15 protein-coding genes are annotated in these 16,029 nt (G+C 64.3%); all 15 read right to left on the reverse strand.

What is annotated here, in order from left to right; all coding sequences use genetic code 11:
- Positions 1-19: 19 nt before the first annotated feature.
- The 15 genes from AWC14_RS28375 to fadD5 all read right to left on the reverse strand — a co-directional run bounded on the left by AWC14_RS28375 (position 20) and on the right by fadD5 (position 15,978).
- A complete protein-coding gene (locus AWC14_RS28375; RefSeq protein WP_142281772.1) occupies positions 20-226 on the reverse strand; it encodes a hypothetical protein in 207 nt (68 codons plus the stop codon).
- 71 nt (positions 227-297) lie between these two features.
- Positions 298-987: a YoaK family protein gene (locus AWC14_RS20090; protein ID WP_045375558.1), complete on the reverse strand. Its 690-nt coding sequence runs from the start codon at positions 985-987 to the stop codon at positions 298-300.
- A gap of 28 nt (positions 988-1,015) precedes the next feature.
- The gene (locus AWC14_RS20095; protein ID WP_057003095.1) at positions 1,016-1,840 is read right to left on the reverse strand and encodes a hypothetical protein; all 825 of its coding nucleotides are present in this window, start codon (positions 1,838-1,840) and stop codon (positions 1,016-1,018) included.
- On the reverse strand, positions 1,807-2,421 hold the full coding sequence (locus AWC14_RS20100) for a mammalian cell entry protein (protein WP_081968027.1): 615 nt from the start codon (positions 2,419-2,421) through the stop codon (positions 1,807-1,809). Before AWC14_RS20100 ends, AWC14_RS20095 begins: the two co-directional genes overlap by 34 nt.
- The gene (locus AWC14_RS20105; protein WP_045375554.1) at positions 2,418-3,395 is read right to left on the reverse strand and encodes an RDD family protein; all 978 of its coding nucleotides are present in this window, start codon (positions 3,393-3,395) and stop codon (positions 2,418-2,420) included. The genes AWC14_RS20100 and AWC14_RS20105 overlap by 4 nt, the downstream gene beginning before the upstream one ends.
- Positions 3,392-4,150, reverse strand: a complete 759-nt coding sequence (locus AWC14_RS20110; RefSeq protein WP_045375552.1) for a hypothetical protein — start codon at positions 4,148-4,150, stop codon at positions 3,392-3,394. The genes AWC14_RS20105 and AWC14_RS20110 overlap by 4 nt, the downstream gene beginning before the upstream one ends.
- Positions 4,120-5,685: a virulence factor Mce family protein gene (locus AWC14_RS20115; protein ID WP_045375550.1), complete on the reverse strand. Its 1,566-nt coding sequence runs from the start codon at positions 5,683-5,685 to the stop codon at positions 4,120-4,122. The genes AWC14_RS20110 and AWC14_RS20115 overlap by 31 nt, the downstream gene beginning before the upstream one ends.
- On the reverse strand, positions 5,679-6,824 hold the full coding sequence (locus tag AWC14_RS20120) for a virulence factor Mce family protein (protein WP_085241415.1): 1,146 nt from the start codon (positions 6,822-6,824) through the stop codon (positions 5,679-5,681). The genes AWC14_RS20115 and AWC14_RS20120 overlap by 7 nt, the downstream gene beginning before the upstream one ends.
- An 8-nt stretch (positions 6,825-6,832) precedes the next feature.
- Positions 6,833-8,488: a virulence factor Mce family protein gene (locus AWC14_RS20125; protein WP_085241413.1), complete on the reverse strand. Its 1,656-nt coding sequence runs from the start codon at positions 8,486-8,488 to the stop codon at positions 6,833-6,835.
- Entirely contained in the window at positions 8,485-10,089 is a 1,605-nt protein-coding gene (locus AWC14_RS20130) for a virulence factor Mce family protein (protein ID WP_045375546.1), read from the reverse strand. The genes AWC14_RS20125 and AWC14_RS20130 overlap by 4 nt, the downstream gene beginning before the upstream one ends.
- Positions 10,086-11,126, reverse strand: a complete 1,041-nt coding sequence (locus AWC14_RS20135) for a virulence factor Mce family protein (protein ID WP_045375543.1) — start codon at positions 11,124-11,126, stop codon at positions 10,086-10,088. Before AWC14_RS20135 ends, AWC14_RS20130 begins: the two co-directional genes overlap by 4 nt.
- Entirely contained in the window at positions 11,123-12,433 is a 1,311-nt protein-coding gene (locus AWC14_RS20140) for an MCE family protein (RefSeq protein WP_045375541.1), read from the reverse strand. The genes AWC14_RS20135 and AWC14_RS20140 overlap by 4 nt, the downstream gene beginning before the upstream one ends.
- A gap of 16 nt (positions 12,434-12,449) precedes the next feature.
- Complete coding sequence (locus AWC14_RS20145) at positions 12,450-13,319, reverse strand: ABC transporter permease (protein WP_045375540.1); 870 nt, start codon at positions 13,317-13,319, stop codon at positions 12,450-12,452.
- Entirely contained in the window at positions 13,316-14,122 is an 807-nt protein-coding gene (locus AWC14_RS20150) for an MlaE family ABC transporter permease (protein WP_045375539.1), read from the reverse strand. Before AWC14_RS20150 ends, AWC14_RS20145 begins: the two co-directional genes overlap by 4 nt.
- A 215-nt stretch (positions 14,123-14,337) precedes the next feature.
- On the reverse strand, positions 14,338-15,978 hold the full coding sequence (gene fadD5, locus AWC14_RS20155; protein ID WP_045375537.1) for a fatty-acid--CoA ligase FadD5: 1,641 nt from the start codon (positions 15,976-15,978) through the stop codon (positions 14,338-14,340).
- Positions 15,979-16,029: the final 51 nt, after the last annotated feature.

The raw sequence follows: 16,029 nt of genomic DNA on the forward strand, positions 1-16,029 counted from the left end.
TTAGCCGCGTGAGCGCCAGTCAGGACGCAACGGCCGCGCCGAGCGACACCGGTAGGCGTTTGAGGCCGTGCAATCCGATCGTGTCGTTGAAGGTCGGTTCAGCGGCCGGATCGATATCGATTCTCACCAGCCGCGCCAAGGGATCACCCCGCCGGGCTTGCAGTTTCCACACCGGGCGCAGCACGCCATAGCCAACCGCCCAATGCGTCCACTCACGGACTGGCACGTGCTCACTCCCTGCCAATCGGCTGCACACGAGCCTACTGCCATCCGGCCGCACAGGCCCAGCAAAACGGGCTACGCGTGGGTCGGTGTCCGGGGCTTGCCGAACCGGAAGATCAGCATGCTGACCGCGATCACCACGGCGGCCAGCGCGATCACCGGCGCGACGGTGATCCGGGACAGCGTCGCACCGACAACGGCGCCGCCACACATCGCCGCAATCACGCTGTAGCGCAACTTTTCCCGCTCGCCGCTGCCACCGGCCAGCCTGCTGTCGAAGCCGATGCCGACGATCGTCGACGTCAGCACCGTCGTGCTGAGTTCCTGGATCCCGAATTGGCGTGCCGCGACATTCTGCGCGCCGAAAGTCATGGCCAGCCCCGCGATCAGGATGAGCTTTGTGTTGTCGTGATAGCCCAGCACACCCGTACCGGCCAGAATCGACGGAGCCACCAGCATCGCGACCTCTACGCCCAGCGCTACGGTGAGCCACCGTCGAGGCTCGTCGCCAAGCAACCGGGTCAACCGCCCGCCGATCACCGTGCCGCACAGGAATCCCAGGAACGCGACGACGGCGGCAGTCAGGTCGATTCCGGCGCCGGGCACAAACCAGAACCCGAGGAAGATGACGTTGCCCGTCATGTTGGCGACGAAGACGTGGCCGAGCACCAGCACGCTGATCGCGTCCACCAAACCCGTCGCGAATGTCAGTAGCAGCAAAGCGGCGACCGTGAGTCGATCGGACACCGGCGAGGCAACTGCCATGGGGTCCAATACCTTTCGGCGGGCTGCCCTATATCTGTGGCGTCAAATCCAAGGAGGTGATGGTCGTCATCTTGGTCACCAGCCAGCGCGCGTGATCACGTTTCATGGTCAGCCGGTAAGACAAATACCTCAGCGAAGGAACGTTTTTCGACAACGGACTGGTGGATGTCGTGTTGGTATACACGATCGCGGTGGCATCGTTGGCATGCAGTGACTCGACCGCCGCCCCGGTGACTTCGGTGGTGTTGGTGATCTGGGCCTGCTTGTTCGGCGCCACAATCGCATCGATGTACTTGCGGTACTGCGCTTCGAAATCGCCGCTGAGGTACTGGGCCGCCCGGTCGGCCAGCTTGTCCATGTTGTCCGGGTTGTAGGTCCATAACGTGGTGATCGCATTGGCGGCAGTGCTCGCGACTCGCAGCTTGGTGTCCACGGTGGCGCGGTCCTTCACATACGGCTGAACCATCGCGCCGGCGAACGCCGCAGAGGCCACGAACAATACGGCCGCAGCGGCAACCACGATGGCGAGACGCCGACCGACCGGTCGCCTGGCCGGGTCGGTCTCCGTGATCTCTGCTTCCTCGGCCGCGGCGTCGTCAGACTCGGCGGCCTCGTCAGACTCGTTGGATTCGGCTGTTGCCGTGGCGCTCTCACCAGCATCGTCGGCAGCCGATTCAGACGCTTCCACCTCGGGTTGCTCGTCGGCCTTCTCGGGCTCGTCCGAATCCGTCTCGACAGCCTCGGTCGAAGCAACCGCGGACTTGTTGCGTCCTCGGCTGGGCCACCAGCGGCGCTTCCGCGGCGGCTGCTCGGCCTCGGTCAGATCACCTGCTGCAGGCTGCTGATCTTCCACTGATCGCCTTCCCGCTGAGCGGTTAACACCCAACGATTTGTGCTCTCGATTGTTTGCTTCCCGTCGGGAGTCTTGTAAGTGACTTCGGTAGCCACAAGCACGCTTGCGCTGCCATCGTCGTTCCACCGTTCCACCCCGGCATCCAGCGCGATGCCCTTGGTGGGCTCAGCTTGCGCGACGTTGAGGAGGACCTCGTTCACCTTGTCTCGGTACTGCTTGGCGAAATCGCCGGTACCGTTTGCCAATATCCTGTCGACGTAGGCGTTGGCGTGAAACGGGTCCAGCGACGTGAACGTTGTCATGAATGATCGGGCGAAGCCGAGCACGTCGACTTCCTTCATCGCCAACTCGTGATGCTTGCGATGGGTAACCAGGATGAGCGACGACGCCGTGATTGCGCCCGCCGCGACCAACACGGCGACCGTCATCGCTAGCGGCATTACCCACTGCCTAGACGGTTTCCACCACTGGCGCGGTAACTTCAACCGCCGCAACGACATCCGCGACCACAGCGATGTCCTCGGTATCCCTTGGGATAGCAGTGGCTCTTCACCGGGCTGAACTCGGCGGCGCGGGCTCACTTTTGCCCCTTGGCTGGCTTGGGTTTGGTCACCACGGTCAGGTCGTCGACGAGCCAGCGCGCGTCGTGGCTCTTGGCGAACGCGACTCGGACGGTGGCAGTGATGAACCGCTGCTGTTGCTCGCCGCCGCGATGACCTTGCAGGAACAGCAGCATCTCCGCCCGATCCGGTGTCGCGGACTTTACCGCGCTGTTGGTCACCCAGTACTCGTTGACCACCGGCTGGCCCTTTTGCACTACCTCTTGCTGCTTGGCGAGCTGGTCGCGGTATTTGTCCGTGGTCAGTGAACGCGCCCGCGCGAAATCCTGCTGCAGAGTTTTCGGGTCATAGGTAAGCATCTCGGCGACGATCTTCGGCCCCTGCGCCTGGATGGCAGCGCGCGTCTGGTCGCACGCCCGCTCGTTCATGAAGACCACCGTGAAGCTCAACACCGCACCGCCCGCACACAGCACCGCCGCAGCCGCCACGACGATTGCGGCAATCCGGCGGGCGACCGTGGGCCGCTGATCCGCTTCGGCACGGCGCACCTCGGTACGCAGCAGCAGGTCGGCAAATGTACGTCGACGCGAATCCCACAGCGGCCAAAGCCAACCCACGAACACCGAAATCGTGTCCAACAGGTGGGCGAAGTCTCGCAGCAGCAGTCGCCCCACTCCGGCGGAACTCCCGTCGCGGCGTACCACGGTGATTCCCACTAGCGCACGACCCAGGCTCCAACCGCGGTTCGCCGGCCACACGGTCCGATTGATCAGGGTCAGCAGTATCACGGTCGCCGCAACCGCAATGCACAGTGACCACCACGCGCTGCGTACCGGTACCGCTAGTGAGGCTAAAACCACCGTCGCCACCACGGCGACGCTCGGCAACACGTCGACGACGAACGCGGCCGCACGGATGTGCCAGCGCGCCAAGCTATTCGGCGCCGCCGTATCGACTGCCGGCACGGTGTCGGTCTCGTCGACCACTGCCGTCACTTGGCCACCTGGTCGAGCTTGGCAATCCGGTACTGCCCTTCGTCGGGTGCCATCTTCGCCCGCAGTCGGTAGCCGATTTCTCGGTTCTGCGTTTCGGTGTTGGACATCTTGACGCGCAGGGCCACGAGCACGTCGAAGGAGCCGTCCGGGTTGCGCCGTTCTACCGCCCCACGCAGATCGGACACCTGGACCTGCACGTTGGCAACCTGATACGCCTGGACGAACAAGCTGCTGTACAGCACCGCTTGGGAACGGAAATCTCCCGTGCTGCAGTCGATGATCTTCTGCGCCCCGGCCGACATCGCCTCGACGTCGGGCGCCTGGGTCGCCGCTATGCAATCCTTTGCGGCCGCGACGGCCTGGGCCTCGTGGCGGGCGATGGCTTGGCTCTCTTGATTGAACCGAAGCGCGAGGAAGCCACCGGCCCCGATGCCGCCGGCCAGCAGAAGAAGCGACGCAGCGATGCCAATCCACCACCTGCGTCCCAAACGCGACGGGCCCCGTTCGTCAACAGCAGCATCTTCGGCCGCCGGCTCCTCCTGGGCTTGCGCGTCGGCTCCGCCCTCGGCGGAGCTTGTCTGGTCGGCTTCGCCCTCGGATTCTGGCGAATCCTCGGCCATCACCTCCGAAGCCGAATCCTCGGCCGTCAGCTCAGAAGCCGAATCTTCGCTCTTCACCTCGGTGCTGGTCTGATCTGACGACGAATCGTCTGTTTCGGCGGGGTTCAGCTGACTGGCGCCAGCATCTCCTTCCATCCGTCGTCTCCTGTGTTGCTCGAGTTGTTGACGGAGTATTTAACGCCGTCGGGGCCCGTCACCTCACCGCTCTGCGGACTATAGACCGCGGTGGGGGGTCCAGCCGGGGTGTATATGCACGGGTTGGGCTGTTGCCCGTTGCACTGGACCGTACCCGACCCCGGCCGCTGCAGCGGGTCGCTGATCGGTGGCGGCGTCAACCCACCCGGCGGCAGCTTACTGGCGGGCAGCGGGTTCAAGCCGTTGTTGATCGACGGGGCCGGTATCACCTGGCCCGGATTCACCGGCTGATCACAGCGGGCACCGGGTGCCGGGCAGTTGAGGATCTGGTTCGGGTCGCCGTACCACGGGTTGGTACCCGCGGGCTCGTAGGGCTTGTTGCTGCGGCACTCCTTCGGCGACGCGGCGCGTTTACCCGGAACGTCGACACACGGAATGTTGCGCGCTCCGCGCACCACGTTGGCGGGCGTCTCCTGGGGGATCTTGCAGTACGCGCCTTCCGGCAGGGGCGCCAAACTCACATCCGCTGGCGACCGCCACTCGGCCGCGGGAGGCCACCCGGTCAAACATGGCGGCGGCTGGTTGATCGCCACACCGAGGTCCAGCACCGCGTTGTGCTCTTGCTCATACGGAGCCGAGATCGTCTGGATGATCGAACCGGCCTGCGGCAACAGCACCAGCACCTGCTCGACGCCGGCGTGATAACGCTTGAGCATCTCGATCACGACCGAGAGATTGGCCAGGGTCTGCGGCAGCGAATCCCGGACGTCGCTGAACACCGAGTTGAGATCGTCGGCGGTCGGCGCGGCCTTCGGTAGCAGGTCCCTGAGGTTCTGGTCCTTCTCGGCGGCCTGCGCGCCCAACACGTTCAGGTTGTGCGCCCAACGCTCGATCTGCGGACTGGACGTGGCCTGGCTATCAAGGATCGGCGCGGAGTTCTGAATGATGTCGTCGACATCGCGGATATTCGTCCGGAAGTCACCGACGATCGCCTGAGTCGAGTCGACCAGCCGTTGCAGCGCCGGACCCAACCCGCCGACCGACTGCGCTGTCTCGTCGAGCAGCTGACCGATCTTGTCCTTCGGCAACGCTTTCAACCCGCGGTAGGCGGTGTCCAGCGCCGGCCCGATCTCGCTGGGCACTGTGCCCTTCGTGATGGTCTGCCCGGGCGAGAAGAACTTGCCCGGATTGCCCGGCGACACCAGGTCCAGGTACTGCTCACCGACCGCCGACACCGAGTGCACGTTCGCCGTCGCATCGGCCGGGATCTTGTAGCGGCTGTCGATGCTCATCGTCGCCTGCGCGCCGTGCTCGGTCGGCTCGACATCGGTGACCTTGCCGATCGTAATACCGCGATAGGTGACGTTGGCCGTCGGATACAAGCCACCCGACGCGGGCAGGTCGGCCTTCAGCTGGTACTGGCCGATACCCATCAAGGTCGGGATACGCAGGTAGTACCAGCCCAGCACCACCAGCGCGACCACGGTGATGATGCTGAACAGCACCAATTGGCGTTTGATGAACCTGGTTAGCATGTCGCCCTCTCCACCAATGGTCCGCCGGGGGCGTCGTTCGGGTTCGGCGTATAGCGGACGTCGGGAATCATCGTCGCCGGGTCACGGCCATACGACTGCTCGAGCGCCCGTAACGCGCCGGACAACCCCGTCCCGGTGAGGAAGGCGTTGTCGACCGTCGACAACGTCGTGTCGAGGTTGAGCGAGGCGTTCATGAAATCGCCTCGAATCAGCTTCGGAGCGGTGTCTATGTCGAACGGGATCGTGGCGAGGATTTTCAGCGTCCCGAGCAGATACGGCGCGGCGCGGCCCAACTCCTTCAACGGACACTGCAGCAGCTGCAGGTTCTGATGCAGCGGGCCCCGCGTTTCCGACAGGTATTGGTCGGCGGCCAAGCTGAGGCGGCCCAGCGCGTTGGTGGCGTCGATCAGCAGTTGCTGCTTTTCGGCGAAATGCTTGATCAGTGGCGGGAATTCGGTGAGCACCCGATCCAGGACGTCCGCACGTGTGCCCGCGTACGCCAGCAGCCGGTCGGTGGAGTCGATGGCGTGGGTGATGTCGTCGCGTTGCTGGTTGAGTTCGCGGGTGAAGGTGTCCAGCTTGCCGAGGAACGCGCGGATCTGCGGCCCGCGACCGCTCAAGATGTTGTTGACCTCGTTTTGGATCACCTCGAGATTCGAGATACCGCCGCCGCGCAGAATCATTGCGAGGCTGGCCAACGTGCGCTCGATGTTGGGCCACGCTGACGAGTTCTTCAGCGGAATGGTGTCGCCGTCCTTCAGCAGTTGCGGCGACGGGTTGGGCGGTGCGGCCAGCTCGATGTGCTGAGTACCGAGCAAGCTGGTCTGCCCGATCTTGGCGGTGGCGTTCTTCGGCAGCTTGACGTTGCCGTCCACCCCCAGCGTCAGGGTGGCCACCCAGTTCTTCAGCTGGATGTCGCGAATCTTGCCGACGAACACGTCGGCCACCAGCACTTTGCTGTTGCCGTTGATTGCCAGCGTGTCCGGCACCTGCACGTAGAGGGTGTAGGCGCCGGCTCCGCTGCCGGGGCCGCCGGGCAGCGCCACATTCGCGATGCCGCGCCAGCCACACGAGCTCACCATCACCGCGGCGACCAGCAGAACCAGCCCCTGCCAGGCCCTTTCACAGACCAGGTGCATCACGCGGCTCACGAGCCCCCTCCTATCGAAGAGGCTGCCTCAGCGGGCAGCGGTGGTCCGCCCGGGCCGGGCACCTGCGGACTGACCGGACCCGAGACCGGTGCCGGCGTCGGCGCGACCGGGCCGGGAACCACCTCTGGTCCGGGCGGCGGTGGCGGTATCGGCTGCGGATTACCGGGTACGCCGATGAACGGCAGCGGACCAGGCTCCTCGTTGTACGCGTTAGGCGGGCCCGGCGGGGTTTGGTACTGCGACTGGACCGGCTCGATGTTCGGGCCACCCATCAGTTCGGCCAACGATTCCGGGGTAAGCAAGCCTTCCGTGATCGGGCCCACCCTCGTCCCTTGCATTCCGGGCGCAACAATCCAGCCCGGCTGCGTGTTGCGGTGCGAGGTCGGTGTGTCGGGCACCCAGATCCCCGGCACGGTGGTGTCCTTGTATCCCGGTGGCGGCTGCAGCCGTGGCTCGGAGTAGGCCACCTCCTTGGGCAGGGTCGCAGCGGTGCTGAAGAAGTTCAACCCGAACGGGATGTAGTTGAACTTGATCGCGTCCAGAATCGGCGCCAGATACTGCGCACACAGTTCGGCAGACTCCTGATAGCCCGCCCGACTGAAGGCCTGAATCGTGCTGCAGATCAACTGCATCGGGCTCGCGAAGCCGATGCCGCCGAGGATCGACACCGGCTGGCTGACGACGGCACCGATCGCCGGGTGGTAGATCTGGTTGAGATTCGCCAGCGCGGTCGGCGCGACGTGCAACACGGTTTCCAACCCGTTCAGCGGATCGGGCTGCAGCAGCGTGTTGGTTGCGGTGGCGAGGTTGTTGACGTCGTGCGTCAGCACATCGCGGTTCTTGGCCAGGAAGGGCCGCAGCGTCGTGAGCAAACTGTCGAACTGCTGGATGGCATTGGCCAAGTCGCGGTCCGAGCTGGCCAGGCTGTTGGTGAACTGGGCCAGGTTCTTGTTGAGCGCGACGAATTTCTGGTCGTCCTCATGCAGCGCGTTGACGAACAGCGCCAAGCTGCGCACCACGGCGAAGAAGTCGCCGCGGCCCTCGTTGAGCGCGTTGAGTGACCGCGACAGGGCGTCCAGCGTGGTGTTGATCTTTTTGCCCTTGCCGGCGAGCCCATTGGCGAACGATTCGATGATGTCGCCGAACGGCCCCTTGGGCTGCTCCTTGGTGGGGCCGAGTTTGGAGATGATGTTGGTAACGGTGTTGCGCAGCTGGTCCCATTCGGTGGGCACCTGAGTGCGCTCGATAGGGATCACCGCGTTATCGCCCAGCACCGGACCGCCCTTGTAGGGCGGATCCAACTGGATGTAGCGCGACGCCACGAGGGTGGGGTTGAGGATCTCCGCCGAGGCGTTGGCCGGGACCTTGTACTTGTTCGCGTAGTGAAAGGTCACCTTCATCTTGTCGCCGGCCGGCTCGATCTTGTCGATCGAACCCACGGGCACACCCATGATCCGAACCTCGTCGCCCTTGTACAGCGCGTTGGCCTCGGGGAAGTACGCGACGACGGTGTTGTTGGTCAGCTTTTTGAAGAGCTGAATCCCGACATAGCCGGCGACCAAGGCAAGCACGATCACCAGTGATCCGATGATCACCGCCGCCCGCGACAGCTTGGGCAGCCGTAGGTTGCGGATATCGAAGACGGTGCTCAACCTTCCCTACCTCCCAAGCTTCCGCCCCCGCCGCCTGGCTGGCTGTTTCCGCCTTGACCGGGCGGGATGAACGGCGCCGGCAACTGGTTCCCGGGCCCCGGCGGCGCGGGCGGTCCGGGAGGCAGAGGTGCCGGCGGAGGCGCCGCTGCGGGATTGGCCGGAGCCGGACCCGCCACAGGACCTGGTGGCTCGCTGCGTCCCCCGGGCGGACCCGGCGCGATCGGCACCGGTGTGCCCGGAACGTCCGGCGCGACCTCGCCCGGTCGCCCGCCGATCGAGATGCCCGGTGTCGGCGGCAAGCCGTTGGGGTTCGGCGGCGACGACAACACGTCGGGCAGCGCCGGGTACGGCCCATTCGGCCCGAACGGACCCAGGTTCTGGTCGACACCCGCACACGGCATCGGGTTCCACGGCCGCGGCAGCAGATCCGGCGTTGGCGCGTACGAACACGGTGAGCCCGGAGCCACTGCCGGTCCCGGATGATCCGGCGTGCCCTCCAATACCGGCGGCGCCGGCGGCGGCGCACCGTTGGGGAACCGGGTGCCGTTGGGGTCGGGGAACCGGAACGCCGGCAGCCCCGCGCTGCGCCAGAAGTCCTCCGGATCGATCCCGCGCTTCTTAAATGCGGCATCCACCCACGGCTGCAGGATCCAGCCCGGCGTCAGCAAGAAGTTAGCCAGCGACACCTTGAAATACGGTCCCGACGCAACAGTTTCGTTGAAGGCGGCGATGGTCTTGGAGAGCAGGGTTACCGCGGTAGCCAAGTCGTCCTTGCGCGCCACCAACAGGTCACTGACGGTGCGCAGCTGCTCCAGTACGTGATTCAGGTTGGGGTTGTCGTTGATCACGCCCTGCAACTGCGTCGACAGGGCAGCCACGTTTCCTAGCAGTGCGCCGATGGCCCGGCTTCGTTGGTTGAAGGCGGCCAGCAGCGTATTCCCGTTCACGAACAGCCGGTCGATTTGATCGCTGCGCTCGCCGAGCACACTAGCCACCTGGTTGGCCTGCTTGAGCAAGTGAGTGACCTGTTCATCGCGCTTGCCGATGGTGTCGGAGAACTTGGCCACCCCGTCCAGAGCCGCGCTCAGGTGCGGGTAGGTCTCGTCGATGGTTTCCGACAGCACGTTCAACGACCGCTTGACGGTGTCGATGTCCCAGCCCGAGGCGGCCTTGGTGACGTCGAAGAACGCGTCGTAAATCTGGTACGGGGTGGTGCTTTGGCCCAGCGGCAGCGTGCCGTTCGGACGCAGCCTTTGGGTGCCTCGCGGGTCGATCTCAAGCACTTTCCGGCCCAGGATGGTATCGGTCTTGATCGCCAGCCGGCTCTCGGTGCCGATGGTCTGGGTGCCAGTCGAGAAACTCATCACGACGTGGTCGCCGTCGATCTTGATTCCCTCGACCTTGCCGACGTTCATGCCGGCGATGCGCACCTTGTCACCCTTATTCAATCCGCCCGAATCCGGGAACTGCGCGAAGTAGATCGGGCTGGCGAACAACATCGGGACACTGGTCAAGGTTTGGCCGACACCGACGACGAGCAGCGTGACCACAATGCCCATCAGGCCGATACGAAGCCGGTTAGCAGGTTCGAGGGTTCTCATTGCGGCGTGCACCTACCAGTCGGCTGCGTCCAGACTCTGACCGTGCGGACCGGCCCACCGGGCTGAAGCCCGTTGGTCTTCAAAGTGACATCGCACAAGTAGAAGTTCACCCAGTCTCCGTAGCTGCCGACGGCGCGGCCTACCGTGTTCACGCCGACCGGCGCGCGGCGCAGCAGATCGTCGTACTGGTCGCGCTGGTCGATGATCGCCTGCTGGATCGGGTCCAGGTAGTTGATCGTGTCGTGCAACAGGGACCGATTCTCTGCCAGTAGGTCGGCCACTGTTCCCGCGGCGTCACTGATGTGCGCGGTGCCCGCGGCCAGTGAGTCGGCGTGATTGTCCAGCCCGCTGATCAATTTCTCGAAGTTGTCGACGGTCTCATCGAACTGCTTGCGGTGCCTGACGGTGGTGTCCAGCACGGTGTTGAGGTTCTTGATCACCTCGCCGATTGCCTGGTCGCGCTCGGCGATGTGGGACGTCAATTGTGCTGTCTGGTCGAGGATGTCGTTGATGGTGCCGCCTTGGCCCTGGAAGACCGTGATGATGGACGAGGCGATGTTGTTGACCTTGTCCGGGTCCAGCGCCCGAAACAGCGGCTTGAAACCACCGATCAACGCGTCGAGGTCCAGCGCCGGCTGGGTGCGCGACAGCGGAATGAATCCTCCGGGCGGCAGCACCTTGTCGGAGCCTTCGCCCTCCCCGCGCTTGAGCTCCATGTAGCGGTCACCGATCAGGTTCAGGTAGCGGATCTGCGCGGTCGTGGACTGGTACAGCGGCACTTTGCGGTCGACGTCGAAGTCCACATGCACCTTGTGGCCGTTGTCGACAAGCTTGATCTTTTTGACCTTGCCGATCTCCACACCGGAGGCGCGGACGAATTGCCCGTTGCGTAATCCGCTGGCATTGCTGAATTCCGCGGAGTAGCTGTAGGTCCGGTCGAAGCGAATCTGCCCGAACACCACAACGAGGAGCGCCGTGAACGCCAGCAACACCGTTCCGATGATGCCGAGCTTGATGACAGTGCCTCTGATACTCATGGGTTGATCGTGTTGTCCCCTACTTGGCGGCCCCATACGTACTCGATTGCGTACGGCGAGCCGACGTCCACGTGGTTGTACGGCGCCAGGCTGACGCCGGTATCAACGACCAGGTACGGCGCCGGCCACAGCTCACGGGTGATCTTCTGCCAGCAGCCGGGTGCCCCGCCCGGCCCACCGCGAGCGTTGATCCGCGGCAGGTTCTCCGGGTAGATGTAGGGATTCGGCGACCCGCCGACGAGCCCGGCCAACCCTGCCAGGCCCATGGTGGCCGCCGTGATGCCTGCCCCGGGCAGAGACGCCAGCATTCCCAATCCGGAAAGCAGTGCGACATTGGTTCGCAGCTCGTAGCCGCCGAAGCCACCGGTGAACGCAGCGACCTTGGGTTCCGCCTCGCTGATGTTGCGGACGGCACAGAAGATCTCCGGAGCATAGGTTTTGAGCAGCTGCGCGCTGGGCACCAGATCGGCCGCGCCCCGCGCCAGGTACGGCCCGCCGCGGTTGACGATGTCGGCGCCGGTGTTGCCGAATCCCGTCGCCGCCAGCAACGCCTCATCCAAGTCCTTCTCATGCTGGTGCAGCGTGCGCGCGGTGACGACAGCGTTGTTGAGGAAGTCGAACAGGTCCGGCGCCGCGTTGGCGTAGGTGTCACCGAGCGTGGCCAGCTGTTGAATGTCGTGGCGGATGGTTGGCATGCGCGGGTTGACGTCGTCGAGGATGGCGTTGCCGTTGACGATCGACTGACCGAACTTGTCGCCCAACCCGTTCAACGCTTCCGCGGCCGCGGAGAGGGTCAGGTTCACCTTGACCGGATCGACCTTCTCCGAGATCGACATGATCGTCTGGAACAACGTGTTGAACTCGGTGGTCACCGACCTTGCGTCGATCACACGACTTGGTGTGATCCGTTGTGGTGCAGGGTTTTTCGGCGACGTGAGCGACACATACTTTTGGCCGAACACTGTGGTCGCTTTGATGTTGGCGTCCACGTTGGCCGGAATAAGCCTAAGGTAGCGGGGGTAGACGTCCAAGGTGAACTTGGCCGCTGGTCTGCCGTCTAGTTGGACCTCCGAGATGCTGGCCACCCGGCCTATCTGCACGCCGTTGTAGGTGACCTTCGCACCGGGATCCATCACCAAACCCGCTCGAGCCGACAGCATCGTCAGCTGTGTCTTCGGTGTGAAGTTCCCTTTGTACTGCATATACACCAGCCACAGCACCAGCGCACTGACCAACGCAACCACCACACCGGCCACCCTGTATGGCTGCGCCGGTGGTTTGTTTACTTTGCCTTGCGGAGTTGTCATGGCGTATCCCGTTGCCTCACACCGTGAATGCGAAGTTCGGGTCGACGCCGTAAAGCGCCATTTCGGCCAACAGCATGACGACGGGCGTCGAGACCAGCGAGAAGCGCATCGAGCGGCCGACCGCCTCACCGACCCCGACCGGACCGCCACTGGCGTTGTATCCGTAATAGCAATGGGTGAGCATCACGACCCCCGCGATGATGATGACCTCCACGAATGACCAAAACACGTCGTTGGGGCGCAAAAACGTTCGGAAATAGTGCTCGTAGGTGCCAGACGACTGTCCGTACAACACGGTCGTCAGCGCCTGCGGAGATAGGAACGACAGGATCAGGCCCACCGAGTAGAGCGGGATGATCACCACCAGTCCCGCCAGCGCCCGGGTGGACACCAGGTACGCCATCGACTTGATGCCCATGACCTCCAGCGCGTCGATCTCTTCGCTGATTCGCATGGCGCCGAGTTCGGCGGTCGCGCCGGCACCGACCGTGGCCGCTAGAGCGATACCGGTGACGATAGGGGCGACAAGACGCACGTTGATGAATGCGGCGAGGAACCCTAGCAGGGTCTGAAGTCCGATGTGGCCCAGCGAGGCGAGGCCTTGAATCGCAACCAGCGAACCGGCGGACAGCGACACGAACGCGATGATGACCGCGGTCCCGCCGACGACGGCCATCGCCCCAGTGCCCATGCCGATCTCGGCGATGAGCCGCAGGATTTCCTTGCGATAACGCGTGACGGCCCATGCCATGTCACGCCCGCCGATGACCGCGAACCAGCCCAGCCTGCCGGCTTCGTCGAGCGGTCGGGCGACACTGCCGCCGTAGCGGCGAAGGTTCGCGGATGCCCGCGGGAAACGGGTCCGCAGTACTTGGGCCATGCTCATCCCAGGGCCCCCGTTCCGAATCGCACACCGATGGTGGTCAGCACCACGTTGACCGCGAACAGCGCGACCACACAAAGCACCACGGTCTCGTTGACCGCGGTGCCAAGACCTTTGGAACCGCCGCGCACCGTAAGCCCGCGGTAGCAACCGACCAGGCCGGCAATGAGTCCGAACGTCAGAGCCTTGACCGTCGCGATGACCACCTCGGGCAACCCGGTGACCAGGGTCAGCGAGGACAAGTAGGCGCCGGCTGAAATGTTTTGCAGGTAGACGCCGAATAGGAAGCCACCGACCAGGCCGACCATGCACACCAGCGCGTTGAGCAACATCGAGGCCAATGCGCAGGCCAGGACGCGGGGAACCACCAACCGATGGATGGGGTCGATGCCCAGCACCTCCATCGCGTCGATCTCTTCCCGGATAGTGCGCGCACCCAGGTCGGCACAGATCGCGGTGGACACCGCCCCGGCGACCACCAGCACTGTGTTGATCGGGCCGATCTGCGTGATCACGGCGATCCCGGCGCCGGCGCCGGAGATATCGGCGGCGCCAACCTGTATCAGCAGGATGTTGAAGGTGAAGATGAAAAGCGCTGTTACCGGGATCGAGACCGCCATGGTCGGCAACAGCGCAACCCGCATGATGAACCAGCACTGCAGGATGAACTCGCGCCATTGAAATGGCACGCGGAACAACGCCTTTCCGGTGAGCGTGCACATCCGGAAGAAGCCGCCGACGAGCACCAGCGGTGGACCGAGTTGGTCGCGAACATAATCGTGTAGCCGTGGCTGCGTCGTCGTCACCGGAGCCCCCTTACGGCGTAACCGCGCGCCTTGCGACGTCGCGGCGGATCATGTCGCACGCCTCCTCCTTGCCCCAACCCAACGTGTGTGACCGCCGCCTCGTTACCCAGGGGTAGTAAGCGAGACCACAGGACCATACCCGATGGCACGCTCGCTGCGCACCGCATCCGCACTATTGACCTTTCGTCAGTTTGACCTGGGACCTTATTGTTATGTCAGCCTCCTGGGCCGTTCGCAGAATCTCTTGATGCAGACGCGGTTTGGGAGGCTCTCGGCGTACCGTAGCGAGCCCGCAGTTCGGTCTTGAGCACCTTTCCCGCCGGGTTGCGCGGCAGCGCGTCGACGATCTCCAGGCCCTTCGGATGCTTGTAGCGCGCGAGCCGCTCGGTGAGGAACTCATCGAGGTCCTTGAGGCTCAACCTGTTTTGCGGATCGTCGCCCGCGACCGCGGCCACCGCGATGGGCACCTCACCCCACTTTTCGTCCGGTCGACCGATCACCGCGACCTCGACGATGGCGGGATGACTGGCCAGCACGTTCTCCACCTCCGCGCAGTAAATGTTCTCGCCGCCGGAGATGATCATGTCCTTCTTGCGGTCGACCACCCAGACGTAGCCGTCCTCGTCCATCCGGACGAGGTCACCGGAGTGGAACCAGCCGCCGGCAAATGCCTCCGCCGTCGCCTGCGGGTTGTTCCAGTAGCCGCTCATCAACGTCGGTGCGCGGTAGACAATTTCACCAACTTCGCCGATAGCAACGTCGTTCATGTTGTCGTCGACCACCCGCGCGGCGACGGTGGGAATCACCTTGCCGACCGATCCTCGCTTACGAATCGCGTCTTCACCGAGCAGCATGCAGGTGACCGGAGACATCTCGGTCTGGCCGAACGCAGCCAGTATCTGGGTGCCGGGGAACGTTTCCGACATCTGGCGCAGCAGGGTGTCCGACGCGGGGGCGGCACCCCACGACATCACCCGCAGCCGGACGTCGCGCGGATTCGCCTGCTGCGCAGCGCATACCGCTTGCCATTGGGCCGGGACCAGGAAAATACCGGTCACCTTCTCGGCGGCCAGGACGTCGAGCAGCTGTCCGGGATCGAATGCGCCCAGCGGATGGATCACGGTGGGGATGCCCAGCAGCATCCCGGTCAGCATGTTGCCGATCCCGGCGATGTGGAAGAACGGCACCCCGATAAATCCGACATCGTTGTTGAGGTCGGCGCCACTGGTATAGAGCGCCGTCATCGTCTGCCCGGTGAGATTGGTGTGGGTCAGCACGGCGCCCTTCGGCCGGCCGGTGGTGCCCGAGGTGTACATGATCAGCGCCGGCGAGTCGTTGGGTATGTCGACCGGTTGGTGTGCGTCGCCGGGCTCGTCGATCAGTTCTTCGTAGCCGATCACGCCGTCGTCGCCGGCCGCCTCGGCAACGATGATCATGTCAAGCACCGAGGTGACGTCGCGGACGCCGGCGGCGACGGCGGCGAGCACGGGCTCGGTGATCATCACCCGCGCCTCGCAGTCGTCGACAAGGAACGCAAGCTCGGTCGGCGTGAGCCGGAAGTTCACCGGGACCGCGATCGCGCCGAGCATGTTCGCGGCCAGCACCGACTCGACGAACTCGGGCCGGTTCAGCATCAGGATCATGACCCGGTCCCCGAACGCAACCCCGCGGCGGCTCAGTGCGTCGGCCAGTGCGGTGACACGGCGGTGAAGGTCCGACCACATGATCGTGCGGCCGAGGAACCGCAACGCCGTCGCACCCGGCTGCATCAATGCATGGCGCTCAAGCTGATTCACCCAGTTCTGTCGGCGGGATAGGTGGGGCTGTTTGGTGGTGGCGGCCAACTGTGCGGTCAACGAGCGATTCCCTTCATCGGTCCCGGGTATGAAGTTGATATTTGATAAAAC

Origin of the sequence: Mycobacterium kyorinense (assembly GCF_002101735.1) — a bacterium.
GTDB classification, from domain to species: Bacteria; Actinomycetota; Actinomycetes; order Mycobacteriales; family Mycobacteriaceae; genus Mycobacterium; species Mycobacterium kyorinense.